The sequence below is a fragment of the Rhodococcus sp. 14-2496-1d genome (assembly GCF_002259365.1).
Classification (GTDB): Bacteria; Actinomycetota; Actinomycetes; order Mycobacteriales; family Mycobacteriaceae; genus Rhodococcoides.
This window is the reverse complement of sequence record NZ_NPFV01000030.1, coordinates 73,270-94,849: the sequence shown is the minus strand read 5'-3', so window position 1 is coordinate 94,849 and position 21,580 is coordinate 73,270. Positions and strand designations below refer to the sequence as shown.

General features: G+C 60.9%; 19 protein-coding genes. 3 read left to right on the top strand and 16 right to left on the bottom strand.

Going from position 1 to position 21,580, the window contains the following annotated elements; genetic code table 11:
- Positions 1-71: 71 nt before the first annotated feature.
- The 6 genes from CH296_RS25960 to CH296_RS25935 form a co-directional block, all read right to left on the bottom strand.
- Positions 72-2,189 (bottom strand): hypothetical protein, encoded by a 2,118-nt coding sequence (locus tag CH296_RS25960; RefSeq protein ID WP_141214634.1) that lies wholly within the window; start codon positions 2,187-2,189, stop codon positions 72-74.
- 50 nt (positions 2,190-2,239) lie between these two features.
- A complete protein-coding gene (locus CH296_RS25955; RefSeq protein WP_015586146.1) occupies positions 2,240-4,765 on the bottom strand; it encodes an ATP-binding protein in 2,526 nt (841 codons plus the stop codon).
- Positions 4,765-5,496 carry a hypothetical protein gene (locus tag CH296_RS25950; protein ID WP_015586145.1) on the bottom strand — a complete coding sequence of 244 codons (732 nt, stop codon included), beginning with the start codon at positions 5,494-5,496 and terminating at the stop codon, positions 4,765-4,767. The genes CH296_RS25955 and CH296_RS25950 overlap by 1 nt, the downstream gene beginning before the upstream one ends.
- Before the next feature lie 61 nt (positions 5,497-5,557).
- Positions 5,558-5,890: a hypothetical protein gene (locus tag CH296_RS25945; RefSeq protein ID WP_015586144.1), complete on the bottom strand. Its 333-nt coding sequence runs from the start codon at positions 5,888-5,890 to the stop codon at positions 5,558-5,560.
- 33 nt (positions 5,891-5,923) lie between these two features.
- Complete coding sequence (locus CH296_RS25940; RefSeq protein ID WP_015586143.1) at positions 5,924-7,033, bottom strand: conjugal transfer protein; 1,110 nt, start codon at positions 7,031-7,033, stop codon at positions 5,924-5,926.
- Entirely contained in the window at positions 7,030-7,311 is a 282-nt protein-coding gene (locus tag CH296_RS25935) for a hypothetical protein (protein WP_015586142.1), read from the bottom strand. The genes CH296_RS25940 and CH296_RS25935 overlap by 4 nt, the downstream gene beginning before the upstream one ends.
- Before the next feature lie 334 nt (positions 7,312-7,645).
- Between CH296_RS25935 and CH296_RS25930 the strand changes: the two genes are divergently transcribed.
- From CH296_RS25930 to CH296_RS25920, 3 genes are read left to right on the top strand one after another with little or no spacing between them, the layout of a single operon-like run.
- Positions 7,646-8,491, top strand: a complete 846-nt coding sequence (locus tag CH296_RS25930; RefSeq protein ID WP_015586141.1) for a hypothetical protein — start codon at positions 7,646-7,648, stop codon at positions 8,489-8,491.
- Positions 8,492-8,537: 46 nt separating this feature from the next.
- Complete coding sequence (locus CH296_RS25925; protein ID WP_015586140.1) at positions 8,538-9,968, top strand: cutinase family protein; 1,431 nt, start codon at positions 8,538-8,540, stop codon at positions 9,966-9,968.
- 39 nt (positions 9,969-10,007) lie between these two features.
- On the top strand, positions 10,008-10,568 hold the full coding sequence (locus CH296_RS25920; protein ID WP_015586139.1) for a hypothetical protein: 561 nt from the start codon (positions 10,008-10,010) through the stop codon (positions 10,566-10,568).
- 48 nt (positions 10,569-10,616) lie between these two features.
- Here CH296_RS25920 and CH296_RS25915 read toward each other — a convergent pair whose 3' ends face one another.
- The 10 genes from CH296_RS25915 to CH296_RS25870 form a co-directional block, all read right to left on the bottom strand.
- Positions 10,617-11,819: a hypothetical protein gene (locus CH296_RS25915; RefSeq protein WP_032365006.1), complete on the bottom strand. Its 1,203-nt coding sequence runs from the start codon at positions 11,817-11,819 to the stop codon at positions 10,617-10,619.
- A gap of 129 nt (positions 11,820-11,948) precedes the next feature.
- Positions 11,949-13,253, bottom strand: coding sequence for an NtaA/DmoA family FMN-dependent monooxygenase (locus tag CH296_RS25910; protein WP_015586137.1), 1,305 nt, complete (start codon positions 13,251-13,253; stop codon positions 11,949-11,951).
- 106 nt (positions 13,254-13,359) lie between these two features.
- Positions 13,360-13,941: a TIGR00730 family Rossman fold protein gene (locus CH296_RS25905; RefSeq protein ID WP_202902193.1), complete on the bottom strand. Its 582-nt coding sequence runs from the start codon at positions 13,939-13,941 to the stop codon at positions 13,360-13,362.
- A gap of 14 nt (positions 13,942-13,955) precedes the next feature.
- On the bottom strand, positions 13,956-15,272 hold the full coding sequence (locus CH296_RS25900) for an FAD-binding protein (RefSeq protein ID WP_032365005.1): 1,317 nt from the start codon (positions 15,270-15,272) through the stop codon (positions 13,956-13,958).
- Positions 15,269-16,036, bottom strand: a complete 768-nt coding sequence (gene fas4, locus CH296_RS25895) for an adenylate dimethylallyltransferase Fas4 (protein WP_015586134.1) — start codon at positions 16,034-16,036, stop codon at positions 15,269-15,271. Before fas4 ends, CH296_RS25900 begins: the two co-directional genes overlap by 4 nt.
- A 28-nt stretch (positions 16,037-16,064) precedes the next feature.
- Positions 16,065-17,003, bottom strand: a complete 939-nt coding sequence (locus tag CH296_RS25890) for a transketolase family protein (RefSeq protein WP_015586133.1) — start codon at positions 17,001-17,003, stop codon at positions 16,065-16,067.
- Between the two features lie 6 nt (positions 17,004-17,009).
- Positions 17,010-17,924, bottom strand: a complete 915-nt coding sequence (locus CH296_RS25885) for a 4Fe-4S domain-containing protein (RefSeq protein WP_080730063.1) — start codon at positions 17,922-17,924, stop codon at positions 17,010-17,012.
- A gap of 13 nt (positions 17,925-17,937) precedes the next feature.
- Positions 17,938-19,137, bottom strand: coding sequence for a cytochrome P450 (locus CH296_RS25880; RefSeq protein ID WP_015586131.1), 1,200 nt, complete (start codon positions 19,135-19,137; stop codon positions 17,938-17,940).
- Between the two features lie 95 nt (positions 19,138-19,232).
- Positions 19,233-20,084 (bottom strand): cyclopropane-fatty-acyl-phospholipid synthase family protein, encoded by an 852-nt coding sequence (locus CH296_RS25875; protein WP_032365004.1) that lies wholly within the window; start codon positions 20,082-20,084, stop codon positions 19,233-19,235.
- A gap of 39 nt (positions 20,085-20,123) precedes the next feature.
- Positions 20,124-20,975, bottom strand: coding sequence for a cyclopropane-fatty-acyl-phospholipid synthase family protein (locus CH296_RS25870; protein WP_015586129.1), 852 nt, complete (start codon positions 20,973-20,975; stop codon positions 20,124-20,126).
- Positions 20,976-21,580: the final 605 nt, after the last annotated feature.

Genomic DNA, 21,580 nt, shown 5'->3' with positions numbered 1-21,580 from the left:
GGCGAGTTTCCACCATCGACGTGGCGCTTTCGAGTTCGGCGACACCGCTGTCTCAGGCGGGGCCACCAAGGTCATCGCCGTGCGCCTGACGCAGCTCGATGGAGGATTTCCGTCGGATTCGTGGTGGCACCTGGTTGGACGGTCGGTCGGGCACGACGCGGAGCACTCGACGGCCGCGTGGACCGGTCGGGAAGCAGAAGCGGCGAGCCCTCATCGGTGGAGTACTCACGGAATCGTCCGCCTCCAGGGCCGGTCACCGTGGCGCGGCTGGCCCGAACTTCTCGGTTTCCTGGAGTCGACAGTGCGGGAGCGGTGGCCACCGGCCGCTTGATACCGGGTGCGTTCGTTGTCTTGTCGCCGTGAGAGCGGACCGCCGATCGGTCTCCGACGGGGCTGGAGACCGGAGTGTGGGAGTGACCGGAGCCGACGACCGACTGCGTCGGGGGAAGGTCGATGTTGATCGGTTTGCGAAGGCTGGGGTGGGTTTCGGAAGCATTGGTGGTGTCGGTGGCCGCCTGGGTAGCTTTGGCGTCGCTCCGTCGACCGACGACCTTCTTGACGCCCGCGGTTGCAATCTTCCCGGCCGAGTAGACCACGGCAGCAGTTCCAAGTGTGGCTGCGCTGCTGGCGGCTGCCGTCCCGTCGACGAGAGCTTTACTCGCCTTGGCGGTTCGGGCCGTTGCATGGCTGGCTGTCTTGGCCAGTCCCTTTCCACCTTGATAGGCCTGGCGGGCCACTTGTCCGGCGTAGGCAGCTTGGGCGAGGGGGCTGGTCGGTGTCTTGGTCGATATCGCGGTGGGCGCGGCTCCTGGTCTGCTTCCGAGCTTGCGTGCGAGGGCGTCGGAAGCTTTGCGTAGTCCTTTCACTGCGCGGCGGTAGAGAATGATGCCCGCGATCAGAACGATGTCGGTCAGGATGAATTTCATCATCAGCGGAGAGTCGCCGTCTCCTCTGAACAACTGTCCGATCACGATCATGTATCCGACGAGGAACACCACCGCGAAGATAACGATGACCATCGACATCAGCACCGCGGCGAGGGTTTTCCACAATGCTCCGCGGCCGGATCCGGGCAGAATTCCAACGACGGTCACCACAATTCCCTTGACGGCCGATGCGAGGGCGGTGAGTACCGCGAGGATGAGGGTGAACGCCAGAATTGTGGCGAATCCGAGCAGGATGACACCGGCCAGTAGCATCGCGACCCCGGACCCGACCTGTCCCGGTCCGGGGTGATCGGCGAAGTCCTTCATCTGTTTTGCGCCTTCGCCGCCGCAGCCTTTGATGTTGTCTTTGAGGGTGTCTCGTGTGTTGCCGTCTGCTTTTTCGTGGCCGGCGTCCCAGGCTTGAGTGCAACGTTCTCCGTCGGGCGAGCCGTCGATGACTCGGCCGAAGTTCAGCAGTTGGGTGGGTTGCCTGATGAACGTGTCGGCCATCTGTTCCGAGATCTGGTCGATGAGTTCGTCGGAACTCGACGTCGTGTCTCCCTTGTTGGCCAGGCCTGCCGCAAGCTGCACGCCGGCGTCGCGCGCCTGCATGATCAGGCCGTCTTGTCCTGCGACCCGTTCGACTGGATTGGACAGGATCCCCACTGCCGCAGCGGCGATCGCTGCTGCCATCAGGAGTTCGTACACTCCCGTCGTCCACCGTCCGCGAATGACCCACCACGCTCCGATGCCTGCAGCAGCGGTGAGAAGAAGGCCCGTGAGCTGGAACTGATCGGTGACCGTTTGCATGGCATCGCCGATCGAACGGAACGGCGCAGTCAACAATTCGAGCCACTCGAACCGCAAGGCGTAGGTGACGAACCAAATCGCGAAGCCGGTCACCCCGCGGTACACCTCGTACTCGAGCATGATGAAGGTGGAGAACACGGTGTACATCGGGTGCCCGACCGAGCCTTCGTCGATGGACATGAAGTAGTCCCAGACCAGAATTCCGTGAGAGTCACGGACTTCCATCCAGCTGAATGTGCTGTTGGTGGGCAGGGTTTCACCCGGGTCGGCATGAGCCGGTGACGCCAGGGCGATCGCCAGCAGACCGATCATGTGCCAGACAGCGACACCTGTGACGATCGCGCGGCGGATTCGAGATGCCACTACCCACTTGAAGACAGGGCCGAGGAAGCGAGCGAGAACACTGCACCACGACCGCGGGATCCACGACCACAGCACGAGCTCGAGAACCATCTTGACGCCGCCGCCAATCGAACCTGGCCGGCGCACAACTCGTTTCGACATCACCATGTCGCCAACTCCGCAGCGCGCTCGGTAGTCGATTCTTTCGGAGTCGTACTCGCCGCTTGGTATCTCGCTTCCGATGCCGGAAGTAAGACCTTGATGCGGCCGACGTTGCCGGCGGGATCGCGCATGTAGCCCTCTCCGCGGCGATGCGGTGCGACGTATCCGTCTTTGCCTTCGACGGGCGATGTGTTCTCCATCAGCTCTTTGAGCAGTCCGAGATCGTCTTCCCCGACGCCGAGCCACTTCAACGATTTTTGCGCTAGTCGTCGATCCGTCTGCCGGAACACGAGCCGGGTGGGGATGAGCCCTCGCAGCGTCTCGGAGCCGAAGTCTGCTTCGGGGTCGTGCGATCCGAGCATCACCGCGGCGTCGTGTTTGCGGCCGTCTCGAATGAAGTCGATGATGATCTCGACACCTTCGCTCGAGCGCGTCAGGTGATGGCATTCGTCGAGCAGGAAGACCGCGAGGGTGTTGGGGTCCGCGAAGCAAATGCCGCGGGCGATCTGCGCGATGAGGGTGTACATCATTCGCCCTACCCGCTTCTGGAGCGACATCTGCTTGAACAGATGCTCGTTCTCCACTTCTCGCTCCGAGGGCAATTCCAGTGTGTGAGTGCGGAAGACGATGGCTCCTGCGCGTGGATTGAACGGCTCTAGGTCCGGCCGAAACAGCGCTGCTGCATAGGATTTGGTCGCGTAGACCTTCAACTTTCCGGCAAGCTCGGCAGCTCCGTCGAGGGTGCAGTCCTTCTCGAGGTGCGAAACCAGGCCTGGGGTAGTGAAATTGCCGAAGCGAGCGCGGTATTCCGGCTCGAGCACTTGAGACAGCAGTACCCCCAAACGGTCGTCGGGCTGAAGTTGCAACAGCGGCAACAGAATAGACACCGCAACTTCCCCTCCTCGTGCGGGCGAGAACAGCCGAAGAGGGTCCATCGTGACGTCCGGTGCTGCGGTATCGACGACCACCGCGTCGGTGATCGCTTCGGCCCACAGTGCGTATTCGCCCAGAGGGGTCCGGTCGACCACGATGACTTGGCCGCCGCGGTCGACGACCTGGTTACCGGTTGTTTTCAAGTAGCCGGACTTGCCTGATCCCAAGTTGCCACACACTCCCACCGAACCCGAAACGTCACGTGACGCTTTCTTGGCGATGTCGTGGTGCACGACGCCAGTGCGGGCCGAGGAAATGTTGAGTGCGATCAGCGGGCCGTCTCCGTCGCCGAGATCGTTGCGGGTGACCGGTACGTACGCGGCGAAATGTTCGGATGTGGTGATCTGCGCGAACTCGTTGCAGATCGCCGGCGTCGGCACGCCGGGTGTCATTGCCCAGAACAGCTCCTCCTGGAATCCGATCGGTGACTGCAACCTGTAGGTCGAACCCTCGAACTCCTTCGCCAGCTCGCGCTGATATGCGATGGCCGTCTCTTCGTCCGCGGCGGCGACACAGAAGACGGTGGTGGATTGCACTTCCATCTCCATTGCGTCCGCCTCCAGAAGCGCGTTGTATTCCGCGAGGGCGACGGCAGCGTCGTCGAGGACGCTGCCGGTGCTCAATTCGTCTTCTCGCTGGGTGTATTGATCGTTCATCTGCACCAAGGCGCGGCGGTTCTTCTTCAGAACCTCCGATGCAGCGGAGTTCTTGAACCGAATTGCCCAGTCGACATCGACGCCGCCCAGGTTGTCCGCGAGGGTCAGGTACTCCGAGCCTGGAAACAGCGTGCCGCCCGAAGGAGTGGCGGCGAGCACCAGGAAGCACTGATAGCTGGCCGGCGGTGGCGTTACCTCCCACGGCTGGTCGACTTTGAGCACACGCGACAAGGTCGGCGCCTTGGCCCGCCAGCCCGATTCGGGGCGATCGCTTTGAGCCCCTTCGTCGAGCCGCGCGGCAGTGAAGGATCCTCGAGCAGTGCCTGCCGGATGATCTAGAGCGGTGGGCATGTCGGTATCGAGGCCGAGGCCGCGCTGCAGAGCATGTTGGTGCAGCCACACCATCTGGGAGGGGGTTGCGGGGGTCGCATCGTAGAAGGCAGGGATGGCCGCGGCGATCTGCGCGGCCTGAGCTGCGCGGCGTTCTCTCTCCTCGACGGGAATCGACGAGGGCGGCATCCCCAGCAGATCGGCCACCGAGGACCATGCGGCGGACGTTGCGGCCTTGACGGTGTCACCGAAGCCGTGGTTGGCCAGGGGGATGGACAGCCAGTAGATTCGCTGGCCGGGTCGGATCTCCTCCAGGCGGTCGATCGTGGCGTCGCATTCGTCTGCCCACGCGGGATGGAGATCGAGATCGACACCCCGTTCCATGCGCTCGACGATGGTCATTGGGTCCAGACTGACCGCGACACTGAGCAGGAGAGATTCGCCAGGAAGAGCGCGCAGCAACATCTTGTGCATCGCCCGCGCGGTCTGTCGGTCTTCGATCGGCCGGTACCCGTACGGGATTCCGGTCAGGACGTAGTCCGCCCAGACGACTCCGGAGCGGGTCCAGCGCAAGTTCGAGGTGACGAGCCGGTTCGGTTGTTGCATTACGCCTTCTCTCGGGTCGGGGTGGGGGCCGCTGCAGCCATGGCAAGCAGCTGCTGAACGCTGCTCGCCGGTGCCAGGTTGGCGACGCCGAACGCTTCGGCCAGGGCTGGACTCTGCGAGCGCTGGCGTTCGCCGTCCGATCGCGGCCGGGCTGGCGCTGGTGCGATCTTTCGCTCCGGCCGCGGTTGGGTCAGAGGTCTGAATGCTGGTGCGGCCGGCGCTGCGTTGTCGTCGAGCTCCACCGGTGCCGCGGCGTTCTCTACTCGATCGCTGGATGCTCTGATGACTGCTGGTTCACTGATAGCAGCGTCGTGGCTTGGCGGGGTGTCGAGGATGATCACCGACCCCAGTACCGCGTGAGGGCGTTTGATCCGGATCGGCTCGCCATTGATCCTCGACGGTGACATCGCCCCGGTAGCCGCGCGCCCGACACCCCGGACTACTGAGATCGGATTCCGTGCTCCCTGCGGCAGCCTCCCCAACGCCCACAGGGTGCCGCCGGTGACACCGAGGAAGATGACACCGTTGGTGATGACACTGCCCTGCGCCCACAGCGACTGGGTCAGCCACAGCAGTCCGCCTGCAATACCCGCGCCGACGAACTGGGTCAGGGTGTAGGGGCCACCGGGGATCTTTCGGCCGTCTGGCGCTTTGCCGATCAGCTGCGGAAAATTGCGCGCTTTGGTGAACATCTTGACCACGCTCCGCGAGGAGGCCTGCTGTTCGGTCATGGTCGGTCACACTCCTGCGGGGGTCGTTGAATCGAGGTGTTCGTGAGTTGGCCGAGCAGTGTCAGATGAACGCCGCGATCGGATCGGGCACCACGACGACCTCGCTGCTTTGTGGCGAGGCGGAGCCGGGAAGCTCGTCGCCGACACTGTCTTTGACGGCGGTGATGTTCCACATCACCCAGATCAGTGCCCCGCCGACCACGATCGCCACCAGTGTTTTGGCAATGGCGAAGTGACTTTTGAAAGCAATCGCGGCGATGAACCCGGCGACGCCGACGCCCACGAGAGTGCGGATGAGGCCCTGCACCTCCGCACCTTTGTTGTTGGCCCATTCGATGATTCCTTCGGCGACGACGGTCGACGACGGATCGGCCAGGATCGAGGTAATGGTCATTGTTCGTACCTTTCGGATAGGGGGAGCAGAGCGTCAGTTCGGTTGAACGGGCGCTGCGGGAACGGAGGAGGTAGTGCTGGCACCAGTCGAGGTCGGCACCGCAATGGTTGGGGTTGCTGCGCTGAGTCCGGTCGAGTTCGCGAGCAACGGCATCGGGTCGAGCGCGGATACTTCCCACCGGCCACCCCGGGCGATCGCTGTCAGCGGGTATTGCACGGTCGAGGTCTGCGCTCGGTCCGTGGCTGTGACGGTCGCGGTGGCGAGCACCCGTACCGTCGCACCATCTGCCGGGGATCCGGACGCACCCGCCGAGAAGTCGGTGTCCGAGACGAGGTCGGTGATCTGGACACTGGTGTACGGCGCGGGGGTGACGGCACGGATCGGTGTGCCGGGTGAGGTGTAGCGAGAAATTTCTCCGGCACCGGCAACCATTGCCGAGAGGAACTGGCTGATCGACTGGGTGAGCGAGTGATCGAGGCCGACTCGGAATCGGTAGCCGAGTGTGAGGTCACCGCCGGTTGCCGGGGCCGCCACAGCAGCAGGGACTGCTGCAGCCCGCGCGTCGTCTCCCACGAACACGACAGGGACCGAGAAGTATCGACGTTCCGGCTTCGTCGCCGGGTCTGCCCCGATCGGAACCACCGAGACCGACACAACGATCGCGTAGTTCTGGCCGGCCGCCTGTAGCGGTCCTCCTTGCGATGTCGATCCTGTGGGACCCTGATTTCGCGCCGGCGGGTCGATTGCTTTCACGCTCGCGATTCGAGGTTCGGACGCGGTATAGCTCGCCTGAGCCGGAAGCGACATGCCGTCGGTGCGGACGAAGCGCGCGAGGGCTTTCTCGTCTCCTCGCTTGGATTGCAACCACGTCAACACGAAGTCCTGCGCGAGGTCGGTCGCTGCTGCTTCGCGGGCTGTGTCGATGACCGTCTGAGGGTTTGCCTTGCTCTGGATCGGCGTCGTGGACCCGACGCCGGCCAAGACGAGAACCAGTGCCACCACTCCGGAGCCGATCGCCGCGAACAGACCCCACTTCATCGCCTTGGTCGCGACCGCTTGCTTGCCGGCCCACTGATGAAGCTCGGTGGCCGGCGCAGCTTCTGTCGGCTTGTTCGAGCCCTTCTTACGGAGATGGATCTTCATGAGATCTCCTCGTGCCGAGACGGCTCGACCGTGGCGGGTACGAAGCCCTCGTCGACCAATCGCAGAGCGCCTCGACCCCGGGTCGCCATCATCCGTTCGAGCGCTGCCCGCGCCTGCTCGGCCGGCTCACCGAGCACGACCTCGCGGACGCGGCTGGCGATCTCTGCGCTGAGCGGATTGTCGCCGAGTTGCGCCGCGAGGCCGCGGATCTCTTCGGACACCGAGTGCACGCGAGCGGTGTCCGAGAGCAATGCGGCCGACGGATCGTGGTCGTCCATCCGGGGTCCTCCTGTCGGTAGCCCGCCGTGTACGGGCTTCTGAGAACAGGTAGATCCCTTCGCGGGCGGGTCTGTGACAGAGGCGACCGGAAATTTCTCGAACTTTTTTTCACCGCCCCGCTGCGATTCGTCGGGCTGTTATCACCGTCGCCGTGTAACCGCAGGTCACAGCGGTCTATGTCGAACGCGGGGCGCTGCCGTTTTCTGGTTCCGCCGGACCCGGCGGGTATAACAGCTCCGCCTTTTCGAGTAAGAATCCGCAGCTCAGCGGATATAAGGCGCTGTTTGTGTCAGAGGCGATCGAACTTCAGTTGCCTCTATCAGGAGCGCCCCAGTGACCTCGCCGCAGCCTTCCTCGCATTCCTCCACCCCACTCGGATACAGCACATCGCTGTTTACGACGATCAACGCCGAGTGGACCAATCTCTGTGTCGACGCTCTCGCAGGCCGCGAAGTCCGCACGTGGGCCGATCGACACCCCGCATGGTCGTCCGCTCGCTCCGTGGCCGACATCGCTGAGCTTGCCGCTCAGGACAGTGACGCCACCCTGTCCCTTCTGCTCACCGAGCACAGTGCAGGCAGCGCCCTCGCCGGCACAGTTTTGGTCCGGTTGATGCTCCCCAAGCTGGTCCGAATCCATCGCTACGCGCGGCTGGACGGAACCGATCACAGCCGCGAAGAACGTGCCTCGCGTACCATCGCCGCGTTCTACGAGGTGATCGCTTCGCACCGTCCCGGCGGCACTGGGATTGCCGGGGCACTCTCGCTTCGGACGCTGGGTCTGATCACCAAGACCTGCGAATCTGCGGTGGAAACGCCGGCCGAACCCGACCAGCTCCACCGGGTTGCCGACGGATCCGATGACCGCACGACCAGCAATCCGGGGGAGGTATCGGCACGGGAATTGCATTCGGTTCTTGCATGGGCAGTGCAGTCCAAGACCATCACTGCCGACGAGCACTCACTTCTGATCCGTGCATATCTCGTCACCGAAGGTGCCGATCTCGCATCGCTCGCCGTCGAGGAGAACTGCTCACCGGCAGCCCTTCGACAGCGCTTGAGCCGCGCTGTCGCGCGAGTCCGCGACGGAGTAGCAGCACGCACCGGCAACACTCCCTCGCCGGGAAAGCGGACGTTCTTCTACACCCGATCACACCATGAGTCCGCCTTGGCGAGCTGAAGTCCACCTGCACCAACCCCGCTCTCACCTACAAAGGACGCACATCATGACCGCATCTCGTACACGCAAGAGGATCGTTGTCAGCGCAGTCGGGCTCGCCGTCGCTGCCAGCATCGTCGTCATTCCCTCCGCCATTGCCGATCCGCAAGCCGGTGCTCCGGCATGCCCGGACAACATCTTGGTGGCCATACCCGGCACCACGGAAACCAACGAGCAGGCCGATCCGAATGTGCCGGTCGGAATGCTCCGCAACGTCGTGGACCCACTCGACTCCGAGTTCTCATCCCAGGAACTGCAGACATACACAGTTCCCTACGTCGCGACGATCGTGAACGACAAGGCCCAGACCTACGGAACCAGTAAGAAGGAAGCGATCGATCGCGCATCGCAACACATCTCCGAGAAGGCAGCCGAATGCCCGAGCACCAAGTTCGGGCTGACCGGCTTCTCCCAAGGGGCCGACGCCGCGGGAGATCTAGCCAGCAAGATCGGAAACGGCGAGGGCCCGGTGAGCGCCGATCGCATCTTTGCCGTGGGCCTGATGGCCGACCCCGGCCAGAGCCCGACCGCCGGCGTTCAACTCGGAACCAAGACCACCGGCAACGGCTTCGTCGGTGCGCGACCCAAGGGATTCGGAGCTCTCAACAACGTCACCGCCAGCGTGTGCGATCCCGACGACACGTACTGCAACACCCCCGACGACGCCATCGCCACACAGTTCATCGGGCAACTCGGATCGAAGATCGACGCCACCGATCCCGCGTCTTCGGTCGCCGGAGTCGTCACCACGCTTCTCGGTCTCGACGGCCAACCCCTGACCGACACGCTCGGCAAACTGAACACCGCAGTGACCACAGGCAACATGCTCACCGTGCCGCAGCTCGCACTCGACCTCGCCGGCAACGTCTCAACACTGAGCGCAAAGGTCGCAGAAATGACCATCCCCGGGGCAGACATCGCCCCGATGGCCACCACCGTCTCGCAGCTCACCGATGCAATCCACCGCGGTGACATGTTCGCCGTTCCGGCACTGCTGGCGACCCTCACACCCCAAGTCATCAGCTTCGCGAGCCAATTCAGTTCGATGATCGGGACCGTGGTGTCCAAGCTGCCTATCAACGAGTACATCGCGATCGGCACCACCGCAGCGCGGATCTCCACCAACGCCGCGGCCCAGAACTATGTGGCTCTACCGGCCGATCTCGGCAAACTCGTGGGCCAGGTCAACAACGCGGTCCGCAAGACCCTCCGCGCACTCCCCCTCGACGAGTTCCCCCTTTTGAACCGGCTGGCCGATAATCTCACCCCAGGCCGCGTGCTCGACGAGGTGCTCAACTACGCCACCTCGCTCGCCACCGATTCGCACAACTCCTACGCGAACGAACCGATGGCCGACAACGGTCGAACCGGAGCGGACGAGCTCACCAACCTCTTCCGCACCCGCATCACCAACCCCACGGCACAGATTGCTTCGTAGCCGACCCACCTCCCTACTCGAACACAAGGAACCGTCACGATGCTGACAGAGCTGGACGACCCCGACACCGACATCGCTGTCCGCATCGACGTGCACGACGCTGGGGGTACCAAAACGTGGCACCCCCAGCGCGACGGTCATCTCCTCCTGAACGCCGATCCCGCGGCGTCGACGCACCTCGCACACACCCTCGCCGACACCCTCAGCGGCCACTCTCCGCACGTATGGATGATCACTGGCCCGTCCAGAACCCCCACGTTCTCGACCACCGCGGACACCGACCCGGACCCTGTCGACATCATGGATTCCGTTTGGCGATTCACAACCCAACGCAAAACTCTGATCGACAACGGTCAAGCCACAACCCACGACTTCACCCCCGCATACCTCGTCATCGACTCCCTCGAAGGCGTCGTAGACACCCTCCGCCTCACCTGCAACCGCAGTCTCCAACTCCTGTCCGTCCTCGCTCACCGCGGACACCGCGCCAACGTCTACCTCGCCACGATCACCGATCTCAACGCCCCACGCATCTCCGAAGCGTTGCGGAATTTCGCTGAGCCTCGTCTGCGAGACCGGGACTGTCTGAATAACGGTTGATCCGCTGACCTTGCGTGGCGCGGCCTCACGGAACCGGTGCCTGGTCAATCACGCCACGGAACGAAGGTGGGATTCGAGCGTTCTGATCCGTTCCCGGCCTCGGCCGATGTCGTAGCGGGAAGCTCCGTGCGGCAAAGCAAACTCGATGTTCAGTCGACCGCCATACCCATGGACGATGTAAACAGGAAAGGAAAACCCAGCTGGCGCGGGCCGGCAGTCCTCGAGTTTGAGTCCTGCGGGCGATCGCAATGGTGGAACCGTGCCTCCATTGGTGCAACGAACCTCGTTGGGTTCAGGCAACAGCACTGCCATCTTCGCGGCTGTCAGGGCTTCACTTTGGAGGTGGCCGGCGGCGAGATCGATGTGCAATTCCTCATTTAAACTGCGAGCCAGATCCACGATTTCTACGGACTCGGCCGTAGCCCGATAGACGGGGAAGCCGACAATATTTGTTCCCGCGGTGGAATCCACTGCAGGTGTGACGTGAGGCCTGAGGTCCACAATAAAATGGTAGGCGATGTCGGCGAGCCGAACACTTCTCAGATCTGACTCGGTCCGCATGATAGCGGCAGATACTAGGCCGTTTACCGTAACTCCATGGTGACGTCCGAAGTCGATGAGCCCGGTCGTGACTCGCCTGCTCAAACGACAACGCAGTTGGGTCATCGCACGATGTGGCTCGGTATAGCCAGCCGTCGGCGGCCTGTTTAATGCCGACTCTAATGGTTCGTCATTGCCGACATCGGGTGTGTCGATTCCTCTCTCGGAGAACAGCTTTTCCAGCGACTCGGGATAGCCATGAACAACCGCGTCAGGGGTCTTTCCTTCCACAATGTCGGTGTAGAAAGACCACAGATCGCTGAGCAAATCTACAGAATGGCGACCGTCGGCTATGCAGTGGTGGGTTAGTAAAGTCACACTCGCGCAGGCGGAATCGCCGACGACGTGTAGCCCGGAAAGGGCGCGGCCCGCACTGAGGTTCACCCCGCTCAGCGGCTGACCGGGATCCCCTGTGTGCACGCTGAGGCCGGGCAGCGGACCGGATGGTTTGACGATCATATGGTCTCCATCGATCGTCTCCACGTGCGCAGCCAACACAGGATACGAGCGTCGCAATGTCGCAAATGCCGCCGAGAGCCCCGATATGTTCAAATCGCCGCGAGCCCGCACCGAATACCCGATGAAAACTCCCAAGTCGACGTAGAGCGCCTCACTGGGAGCGAGCCCCCGAATAGAGTAATCCACAGTCACCACAAATTCCTGTCACTTAAATTGCTGTTCGATAGGGGACGTGCAGCTCGATGATCACGAGCCCGGCACCACCAGGAGCGTTTCTGATCATGGGATGGCCTCGGGAGATGGCGCGAACGAGCACCAAAACTAGAACTCACGAAGGTTGTCACGTAGATACACCGACGAATATCCCACCCGCGTTCGCCCAATTCGTTGTAAAGCTGGCACGAGGCCGTCGGTAATCTCAGCGATGAATCGGCGGGTGAGCGAGTTCGACCCGGTATAAATCAAGAATCCGTCACCGCCTACCTCGTCGACGATCTCCCCCATGCGCTCCGCTACGTGATCAGGCGTCCCCACCAGTTCGATAGACGGAGCGAGGTAATCAATGGTCAGCTCGCGCAGAGTTTTACCGCTACCGTGCTGCAGGAAGCTCTCCAGTGATGACTGCTCGCCATTGGTTGTCAAGTCTTGCGGAGGTACTTCGTCGAGCGGAAACTGAGAGAAGTCGATGTCGGTGACGAAAGACAGTTGCAAAAGAATGTTTTCGATGGCCCGGTCGCTGGTCATTCTCCGTTTATTCGCGGCCTGAGCCTCATCCATAGTGGCACCGAGTACTGGCATCGCGATGAAGAGAACCTTGATGTCGTCAGGGTCTCGACCGTGTGCCTGCGCCCGGTTACGGACATCGTCACGAAACTCCCGCATCGTCTCCACGGTGTTGACGTTGGCAACAATCGAGTCGGCGTACTTCGCGGCGAAGTCGCGGCCCTTGGGGGATCCGCCAGCTTGGACGAAAACTGGTTGCCCATTGGGTGGGTGCACCGTGTTGAGCGGACCCGCCGAACGGAAATGCTCCCCAGTGTGGTTCACTGCCCGAACAGTGCCGGGCGCAACATAAGTCCCTGACTCGCGGTCACGGACGATGTTGTCTCGATCCCAGGAATTCCATAGATCTCGGACAAGGTCGACGTACTCATGTGCTACCTCGTAGCGCTTGTCGTGCGGCAGCAGACGATCCATGCCGAAGTTGCGCGCGGCCTGATCTTGACCGGTGGTGACGATGTTCCATCCAAAGCGCCCACCAGCGATGTGGTCGACCGTAGAGACAGTGCGTGCCAGCATGTATGGGGGATAGAAGGCCGTCGACATCGTAGCGATTACGCCTATGCGGTCGGTCGCGGCCGCGATCACCGACGCCAACGGCACTGGGTCGTGTTTCGGCACCCACAGGGCGTGTTTCAGGTACGCATCGAAGGATCGCCCGTATGCATCGGGTACCGACACCGTGTCCTCGAACATCATGTAGTCGAATCCTGCGCGCTCTAGCGACTTCGCCATCTCGACATAGAATCGGCCATCCCATGGCTCTTCAGGCGGCGAGAAGTCGCCGGTGAAATCGTTAGCAAAGAAACCGACAAACCAGCCTAGGTGAAATTTTCGTACAGACATCGACGTGCCTCCAAATTTCGTATACGGACGAACTGGGTGGAACGTGAGCGATATAGAATGCACCGAGGACGGAGCAGATCTACCGGCCAGGCAGAAGTCCCACTAATTAGGGTGAGCGAATGGCCGCGATAGCCCCCTCGATGTCTTTGCAGACGATTACGCGAGACCGGGTTGCGGGGGTGATAAATCCTTCGACGGCAGCGTGCTCGATGTAGGAGAGCAAGGGGCGGTAATACTCGTTGTCGTTCAGCAGTACACAGGGTTTATTGTGAAGCCCCAGGTGTGACCACGTAAGGACCTCGAAGAACTCTTCTGCGGTTCCGACACCGCCGGGGAGGGCAATGAATGCGTCACCGAGTTCGGCCATGAGAGCTTTGCGTTGGTGCATGTCATGGACGACGTGTAGTTCTGTCAGTCCATGATGCGCAGCCTCGGGTATCGCAGTGAAGCTCTCAGGGATCACGCCAACGACGGTTCCGCCGGAGTCCAAGGCCGCGTTCGCGAGGGTGCCCATGAGGCCGACTCGGGCGCCACCATAAACGAGGCGCAGCTTCGATCTAGCAATCGCACGCCCCATCCCCTCTGCGAGCTGTCCATATTTGGTCCCGCGCCCTGGCATAGCTCCGCAGAAGACCGTGACGCTCTTGGGGGTCGGGCGGGCCTGTGCCGAGACCGTAGTCGCGGGCATTGGTCGAAGGTTCATCAGTCGAATGACATTCTGTATCCAGGGGCGAGGATCCTGTATGGGTCGAAGCGACGCTTAGCCCGTGCGATGGCCTGCCATCGCGAACCGAAGTGCGTACACCAATCTCCCGGTGACATGGGGACAGCATTGACTGCGTAGGCCACCCCGCCTACATCCCGAGCCTGTTCATAGAGCAGGCGGTTGCTGGCAATCATTCGGGCTTCGGCCCCTGGGGATGCTGTTCGAAGTACGGCCAACATGAAGAATGTGTCGCAGTGAGGAATCGGAATGAACGGTGCGGTGATCGGTGTTGTTGGAATCGGGTAAACCATGATCAGCCCGGAGTTTCCTAGGTCATCCGTCAATGAGGAGCTGGTAGTTTCGATGAACTGCTCGATCTTGTCTGCCGGGATCAGCAGGCTGGCCCATGGATGTGGATAGAACCACTCACCTGTGTGCCGAAGATCAAGCTCCTGATCCGCCATACGGTTGATAAAGTCACCATAATCTACGTCCGAGTTGTATTCGGCGCACGAATCGTATTGGAGCGATGACAACAGCGCATCGTCGTCTGGCCTTCGTGGTGGGGTGAAGTACTTGGCTAGGTCCAGTCGATAACGTAAGTGGCCGTCGGCATCGACACGAATTCGTCCTTGTACATGGTCGAATAGTCTGTTGGACATGGCGCGGAGTTGGTCGCCAAGGAATACGCCGAGGTTGGAATACTGCAATTTGTACTGTCGAACCGACTCGTGAGCAGCGGTCAGACGGATTGTCGCGTTGACGATTACGCCGAATTGACCGAGGCCGCCGCGCACGGCGTCGAAAAGTTCACTGTTCGATACGGCGGAGCATTCCCGAAAATCTCCCGATCCGGTAACTACAGCAAGAGAGTCCACGTTGTCGGTTTGCAAGCCAAAGCCGTGACTCGATCCCCCGAAGCCGCCGACCGAAAGCGTTCCGCCGACGGTGGTCCCGAGATAGTCGGTGAGTACCGGAGGGGTTTGCTGGCGGCTGAGCGTGGCAGCGACCACGTCGCTCCATCGCACACCCGCATCGATCGTGGCCTGCCCCGATCGAACGTCGTGGACGGTGTTGAACCTTTTCATGTCCAGCACGACTCCGCCATCTGCCTGGCATTGCCCGTAAGTCGAGTGTCCGGATCCGCGCACCGCGAGCGATAGGTTCCGCGCCGCGGTGTAGCGCAGGGCTTCCTGCACGTCGGCCACGGTCCGTGGCACGACAACGACGGACGGTTTCGCATGGATGCAGTTTCCGAAATCAGCCCCGGCGGATGTCAGGTGCACGTCGTCGGTGTGCCAGATCCCGCTCATCTGGCGGTCACACCTGGGGCACCGAAGGTTCTTAAAAATATTTCCTGCTGAAGGACGCCGTGCTCGACATACCGGCCACCCATTGATGCCGCCAGTTCGTCGAGCACCTCCGTGGTGAGGTCTCGGTTGGCCAACTCCTCTGGTGTTACGGAATGCGTGGCGCACCAGTCGAGTACACAGTCCAGACCCGCAACCGAGGCTATGAAGTTGTGCTGATCGCCTAGAACCCACGCTTCCGCCAGTTCGGTGAGTAAATTCCTGCCCGTTGAATCTCCCCGTAACATTTGTCGTGCCCTTGCGCACTGCTGGGCAAAGTAGTGTTGCCTATCAGGAATAGGCATAACATTCACGACAGCTGGGAACGGTAGGTTGGATATCGTTTGCGCGAATCGAAGAATGAGCGATATCGAACCGCCCTCCATTACCACCGCTTCGCCGCGATCAACGTACGAGGTCAGTACTTTTATCAGCCGGTCAAAGGCCTCGTCCGGATCGAAGTTGCCCTGATGTATGGTCCGGTTGTCGAGCCAAACGCGGTTGAGCCCTTCCACTTTCGCGTCGAACGCTCGACCACTGGTGACCAGGAGATCGGAGTAACACTGGATACGGTCGGCAACAACAATCGGAGCCGAGTGACTCAATGCCAACTTGCTCGCTTCGGCGCTCTTTCCAATTCCGGTGGCACCGACGATTGCGTATACGCCGGGTTCCCATCGCACCCGATCAAACCTTGCTTGCGTCTGTGCCATGGTTGATTCCTTCATCCCGATTCCTTTCTCTCGCGGGTCGTGCTCAGCCGAGGAAGGAATTGATCGAATTACTCAGGGAACGGGCGTCAAGTCCGTGAATGTGGTCGTGGTCGTCGGGGGTTCCGTAGTGGCGATCTTCCATCTCACGTCGAACGCCCAGGGAGAGCAGCCGATGGGGATGGCTGACGAGACTGGACGAGACTTGGTGCGCCGAGGTGCCTGCCAGATAGGGCTCGACCAACACGACGTTCGGACGGTTCACGGCTTGCACCGCGGCACACAGGCCCGTGGCGTCGAAGGGGCGAATCGTCGCCGCGTAGAGGATGGTTACGTCGAGCATGGAGGTTGCCGACAGCACCGCATCTAAACAGGGCCCGACTGCGAGGACGACTCCGCGGGTGCCGTACTTGATAGGTGTGAACGATGTCCCTCGGACCGCATGGGGGTAACGGTTGACCTGACTCGACAGCCGTAGGTAGACCCGTCCATCGCCTGGTAGCGATTCGAGGAGAAGATCGGCGGCCTCCTGTGGATGGCCTGGCACGTGAACTGTCCAGTTGGGCATCGAATCGATGACGGTGATATCGCCCGGGGTGAAATGGGAGAAGGCGAACTCCGACAAGTCGTAGGAGGCTCCCCAACTGACCAGGACTGCGCCGACATCTTGCTGGGCGAAGTTCAGCTTTATTTGTTCAAGAGGCCGCTCGACGAGAAAGGCGGCGACTGTGTGTACCACGGGTCGCATGCCACACATGGCGAGCCCGCCGGCTACCCCCATCATCAGCTGTTCCCTGATCCCTACGTTGATCACGCGGTTGGGATCTGCGATCGCGGCCGCTTTGAAGAGGTGGGCTCCGATGTCGGCCAGCACAACTACGGCGCGGGGGTCTGTTTCCAATGCACCAGACATGGTCGTTCCGAATGCGGTCCACATGTCAGTGTGGTTGAAGGACTTTGGTTCTTGCGTGTCTGCGGAATTCATGGCGATTCATCTCTGCTGAATGGACGAACGGGCCGATTGCCGAGTCACGGTGGCGACCACCGCGAGCGGTCTGTCGTTGTGATCTCGATTCAGTGCCGCAGCGATCTCCTCATGGTCAGCACCGTTGATGTTGATTGTGTCCCAACCCTCACCGTCGAACCGTTTATCGATTCCATGCGGCCAACCCATACTTGCCGTGCCGTTGTCCAGGACGATGACCGTCAGTTGGTTCAAGCGCGCGCGTCCTGCAAAAGCCATCGCCTCGTGGTTGCTGCCCTCATCGAACTCTCCATCGCCGATGAGCACGAAGACTCTCGGTGCGTGACGATTTTGTATACGGAGTCCCATCGCGACGCCCACTGCGAGCGGCAAGCCATGGCCGAGCGAGCCACCCGACATTTCTACACCCGAGATTTTGGTTCGATCCGGCGCGAAGCCGAGTGGTGAGTTCTTTGTCGCCCAGGTATCGAGGAGCTCTGGTCGGAGGAACCCTTTGGCCGCAAGTACCGCGTAGTAGGCCATCGGGCCGTGACCTTTGGACAGCAAGAAGCGGTCCCTGTCGTCGTCGTCGGGGCTCTCGGGGGATACGTTGAGGATTTCGTCGTAGAGTACCCACAGCACGTCCATCGTCGATGAGGATGAGAACGAGTGCCTTTCGTCTCCCCGCATACGGGAGATCAGAGCAGGCAGATCGTCATAGCTGAATTCGGTTGGCTCTTGTCGCATCGCATTCTCTTCGAAGCGGATAGCAGTAGCTGGGCAGGAACGTGCAGCCGCGCGTACCAGCGAATGGTTGTCTGGGGAAGGTTTGTCCACGAGCAATGTGACTGTGCCGTCGTTACTCTGCTCGAAGACCTCGGGCGCGACGAGCACGCACTGACCGGAGCCGAAACACCTCCGCTCGTTCACGACGACTTTCATGACCGCTCGCTTCTCACCACGTCAGCTGTAGTTCTTCGAGGCCGAGAACAATGCTGGCGGAGCGGAGCCGAACGTCGTGCGAGGGTGAGAGGGCTAGGTCGGGAAAGCGCCTCAGTACCGCCGGCACGGCCGTGCGCAGGGTCATCCGAGCGAGTGAATGCCCAAGACAGAAATGGACGCCATGCCCGAAGGCGAGGTGACCGGCTACTCCCCTGGTGATATCGAGGTCGTCGGGTCTGTCCGTCAGATTGCTGTCGCGATTAGCGGCCAATAGGGACGGGATGACGAAAGATCCTGCCGGAATGGTCACCCCGGCGATTTGCACCTCGGTTACTGCCATGCGCGGTGGCTGCGAATGGGCGACCGACAACCACCGCAATAATTCCTCAATTCCGGAATTGACGCAGTTCGGGTCCTCGATCATCATGGCGGCTTGTTCCGGGTGATGCAAAAGGGCCAGTACACTGAGGCCGATCATGCTTGCTGTGGTCTCGTGTCCACCGAGCATGATCAGACTGATGATGCTGATAAGTTCGTCGGTGCTGAGGTTGTCGCCAATCTTGCGCGCCAGAATTCCCAACAAGTCGTCACCGGGTTGTTCCTGCGCACGGGTAACCAGGGTGGCCATGTATCGACGGTCTTCTCGCTGGGCAACCGCTCGTTGTTCTGCAGATGCCGACAGATCCAGGAGGCGTGCTGTTCGATCTCGCAATTCGTCGCGATCGGCATAGGGCACTCCCAACAGCTCACACAGTACGAGCAAAGAGACTGGTAGCGCGTAACGGTCCATAAGGTCGGCGGGTTGCCCGGCTTGCTCGAGACCATCCAATGCACTGTCCACTATCTCTGCGATGCGCGGCTGCAGGCGACTGAGCCGGTGCACTGAGAACTCCGCAGCAAGGATATGACGCAAGCGGGTGTGGTCGGGGGGATCGAGTCCGATGAGGTTACCGGCGCGCATGGCGGCTAGTTCATCTTCAATCACATCGCCGCCGCTGGGTATTGCGAACATTGGCGTGTGGGCGTTGCTGAACCGGTTTGAGTCTGCGAAGATTCGCCGGACGTCTTCGTAACGGCAGACGAGAAAAGCCGGGGCCCCGTAGAGTTCTCCTACTGGGATAACACCGTCGCGGTCACGGACCTGGGCGAGCTCTTCGGTCGGGTTCAGGCCGTTGCGTCGCATTTCTAAAGGTAAATCAGCCGTTCCGGCCATACCGGAATCCCTTCGATTGTTTGTAGAAGGACGAAGTGGCGCGCCGATGCCGAGGATCGCTGGCGCGTGGATAACTCGGATATCTCAGGCCACCGCTACAGACGCTCGCACGCGATAACCAAGTAGTCGATGCTGCGTTCGCGGAAGCCCTGGAGGAATGGTTCCTCGACACCTGTGCGCAACGCTGCCTGGTTGCGCAGGTCCCAGTACGGGATGGCTTCGTCGGTGTATCGCTGAACGTGATACGGCACCAGACCATTTGCTGCCAGAGTTTGGAAATAAGTACTGCGGGTGTGCATAGCGCACTGATATTCTTCGTCGATCAACCGTGATGCCTCGGAACGCTCAGCAACTACGTCGTTGCGGCACCAGGTGACTGCGACATAGCGGCCGCCGGGGCGCAGCAACCGGGCGAACTCGGTGAACGCCTCCCCTAGGTCGACACACATCGTGGTTTCGTTGGAGACGATGTAATCGAAGGTGTTGTCCTCGAAGGGGGCCTGAACCATGTTTGCGAAGTGGAATTGCACACGGTCCGAGCTCCCGCGTTCACGGGCCAACTTCTCTGCGAACTCGACATGGTGAGCGCAGTAGTTCACCCCGTCTACCCGGCAGCCGAATCGATCAGCGATTGTGAAGGTCGTTCCGCCTCGCCCCGATCCCGCGTCCATGACACGAGAGCTCGGTGAGACCTCCCCTAATGCATCGACGATAAGGTTGATTTCCAGCGACTCCATCCGGTGAAGTTCGCGCAGGATCAGTGACTCCCGCAGCTCCGCAGGTGCAGCGAGTACAGAGTGATCGTAGTCACCGATTCCGTAGTGGTGGTGGTACAAGCCGTCTTCAGTGCCCAGCAGCAGGTTGATATCGTCGGATTTTTTGGCATCCCAGTAGCGGCGCTGCTGTACGTCATGCTGGCCGAGGACTGCCACGTCGAGGTTCGGCATTTCAGGCTCCTTCAAGTTTGTGGTTTCCGGGTGGATGTCTCAGATGCGTTCGGCCGCAATCACTAGGTAGTTCAGTGAACCGTCGCTGTAGCCGCTGAGGAACGCATCCTCAACGCCGGTGCGGAGTTTGCTGTTGTTGCGTAGCTCCCAGTACGGCATAGCTTCGTGTGTGTACTGAGCCACGCGGTACGGAATCAGGCCGTTTGCCGCGAAGGCCTTGAAGTAAGTGCTTCGGCGGTGCATTCGGCATACGTAATGTTCATCGATCTGCCTTGTCGCGTCCGAGCGTGGGTCGACTGCGTCGTTGCGGCACCAGGTGGTCATTACGTAGCGACCGCCCCGTCGCAGTAGGCGGGAGAACTCGGCCATTGCTTCGTACGCGTCGGCGTACATCGTCGTCTCGTTTGAGACCACGAAATCGAAAGTGTGATCAGGAAATGGTGCCTGCAGCATGTTCCCGAGGTGGAATTGAACGCGGCTATCCCAACCGCGTTTGCGTGCGATCTGCTCGGCGAACGCGACGTGATGTTCGCAAAAATTGACGCCGTCGATTCGGCTCTCCGTCGCTCCAGCGAGACGAAAAGATGTTCCCCCGCGACCTGACCCGGCATCCATGCCGCGAGAGTTGGGCGGCAAAGGACCGAGGGCGTCGAGGATCAGTCCGACTTGATCATTCTCCATTCGATGCAACTCTCGCAAAATCGCGTTCTCTCGCTCCTCACCTACGGAATCCAGAATAGAGCGGTCGAAATCGCCAATCGCGTAGTGATGGTGGTAAAGATCATCATCAGCGCCCAGTAGGAGATTGATGTCATCGGTTGTTTTAGCGTCCCAGTGAGCTTTCAACTCACGTTCATAGCTATCGCGCGCATATTGATCTGCCGAGATCATCACAGTCTCCTTCTTCGGTTCTCCCCATCATTTCTGTATCTCAAGTCGACATGTCGAATGAACCATTGCGACCTGCAAGGTCGGCGACTTGATGATGTCTTCGACGCTACTTATCGAAATTAATTGCGGAAATACCTCCACAGCTCTTCGTCGCGAAGCGACAAAACTTTGGCACCGTGCGACAAGTGGGGTCGAAGTCCCCTACGGGGTCCAGTGCAGGTAGGCACCCATCTGCGCCGGCCGTGAGGAGACCATGGAAGCCGCAACCGGCCAACGATCAAGTCCTCGGAGTCGGGCCCTCCAAAGTCGACAACGACTACAGCCACGTCTACCGCGAGAACCCGCAGATCAATCGTCTTATGCCGTGAAGGCGATGCCCCGATCGGCGCGAGTGCGCGCGGACGTGACGGAGTTGCGTGGTAGCTACCGTGGACGGATAGCCGGACCGTCACTACCTCGAGCAAGGTCAAGAATTTTGTCTTGATGAATCCGTCACCCGGTCGTGTACTTGTTGCCCAGCGAGTTCGATCACGTCGACGCGGCGCGCCGGTACGAGAACCTTCGTTCCGGTCTTGACCACTCGGAATTGATCGGTGGATGTGTTC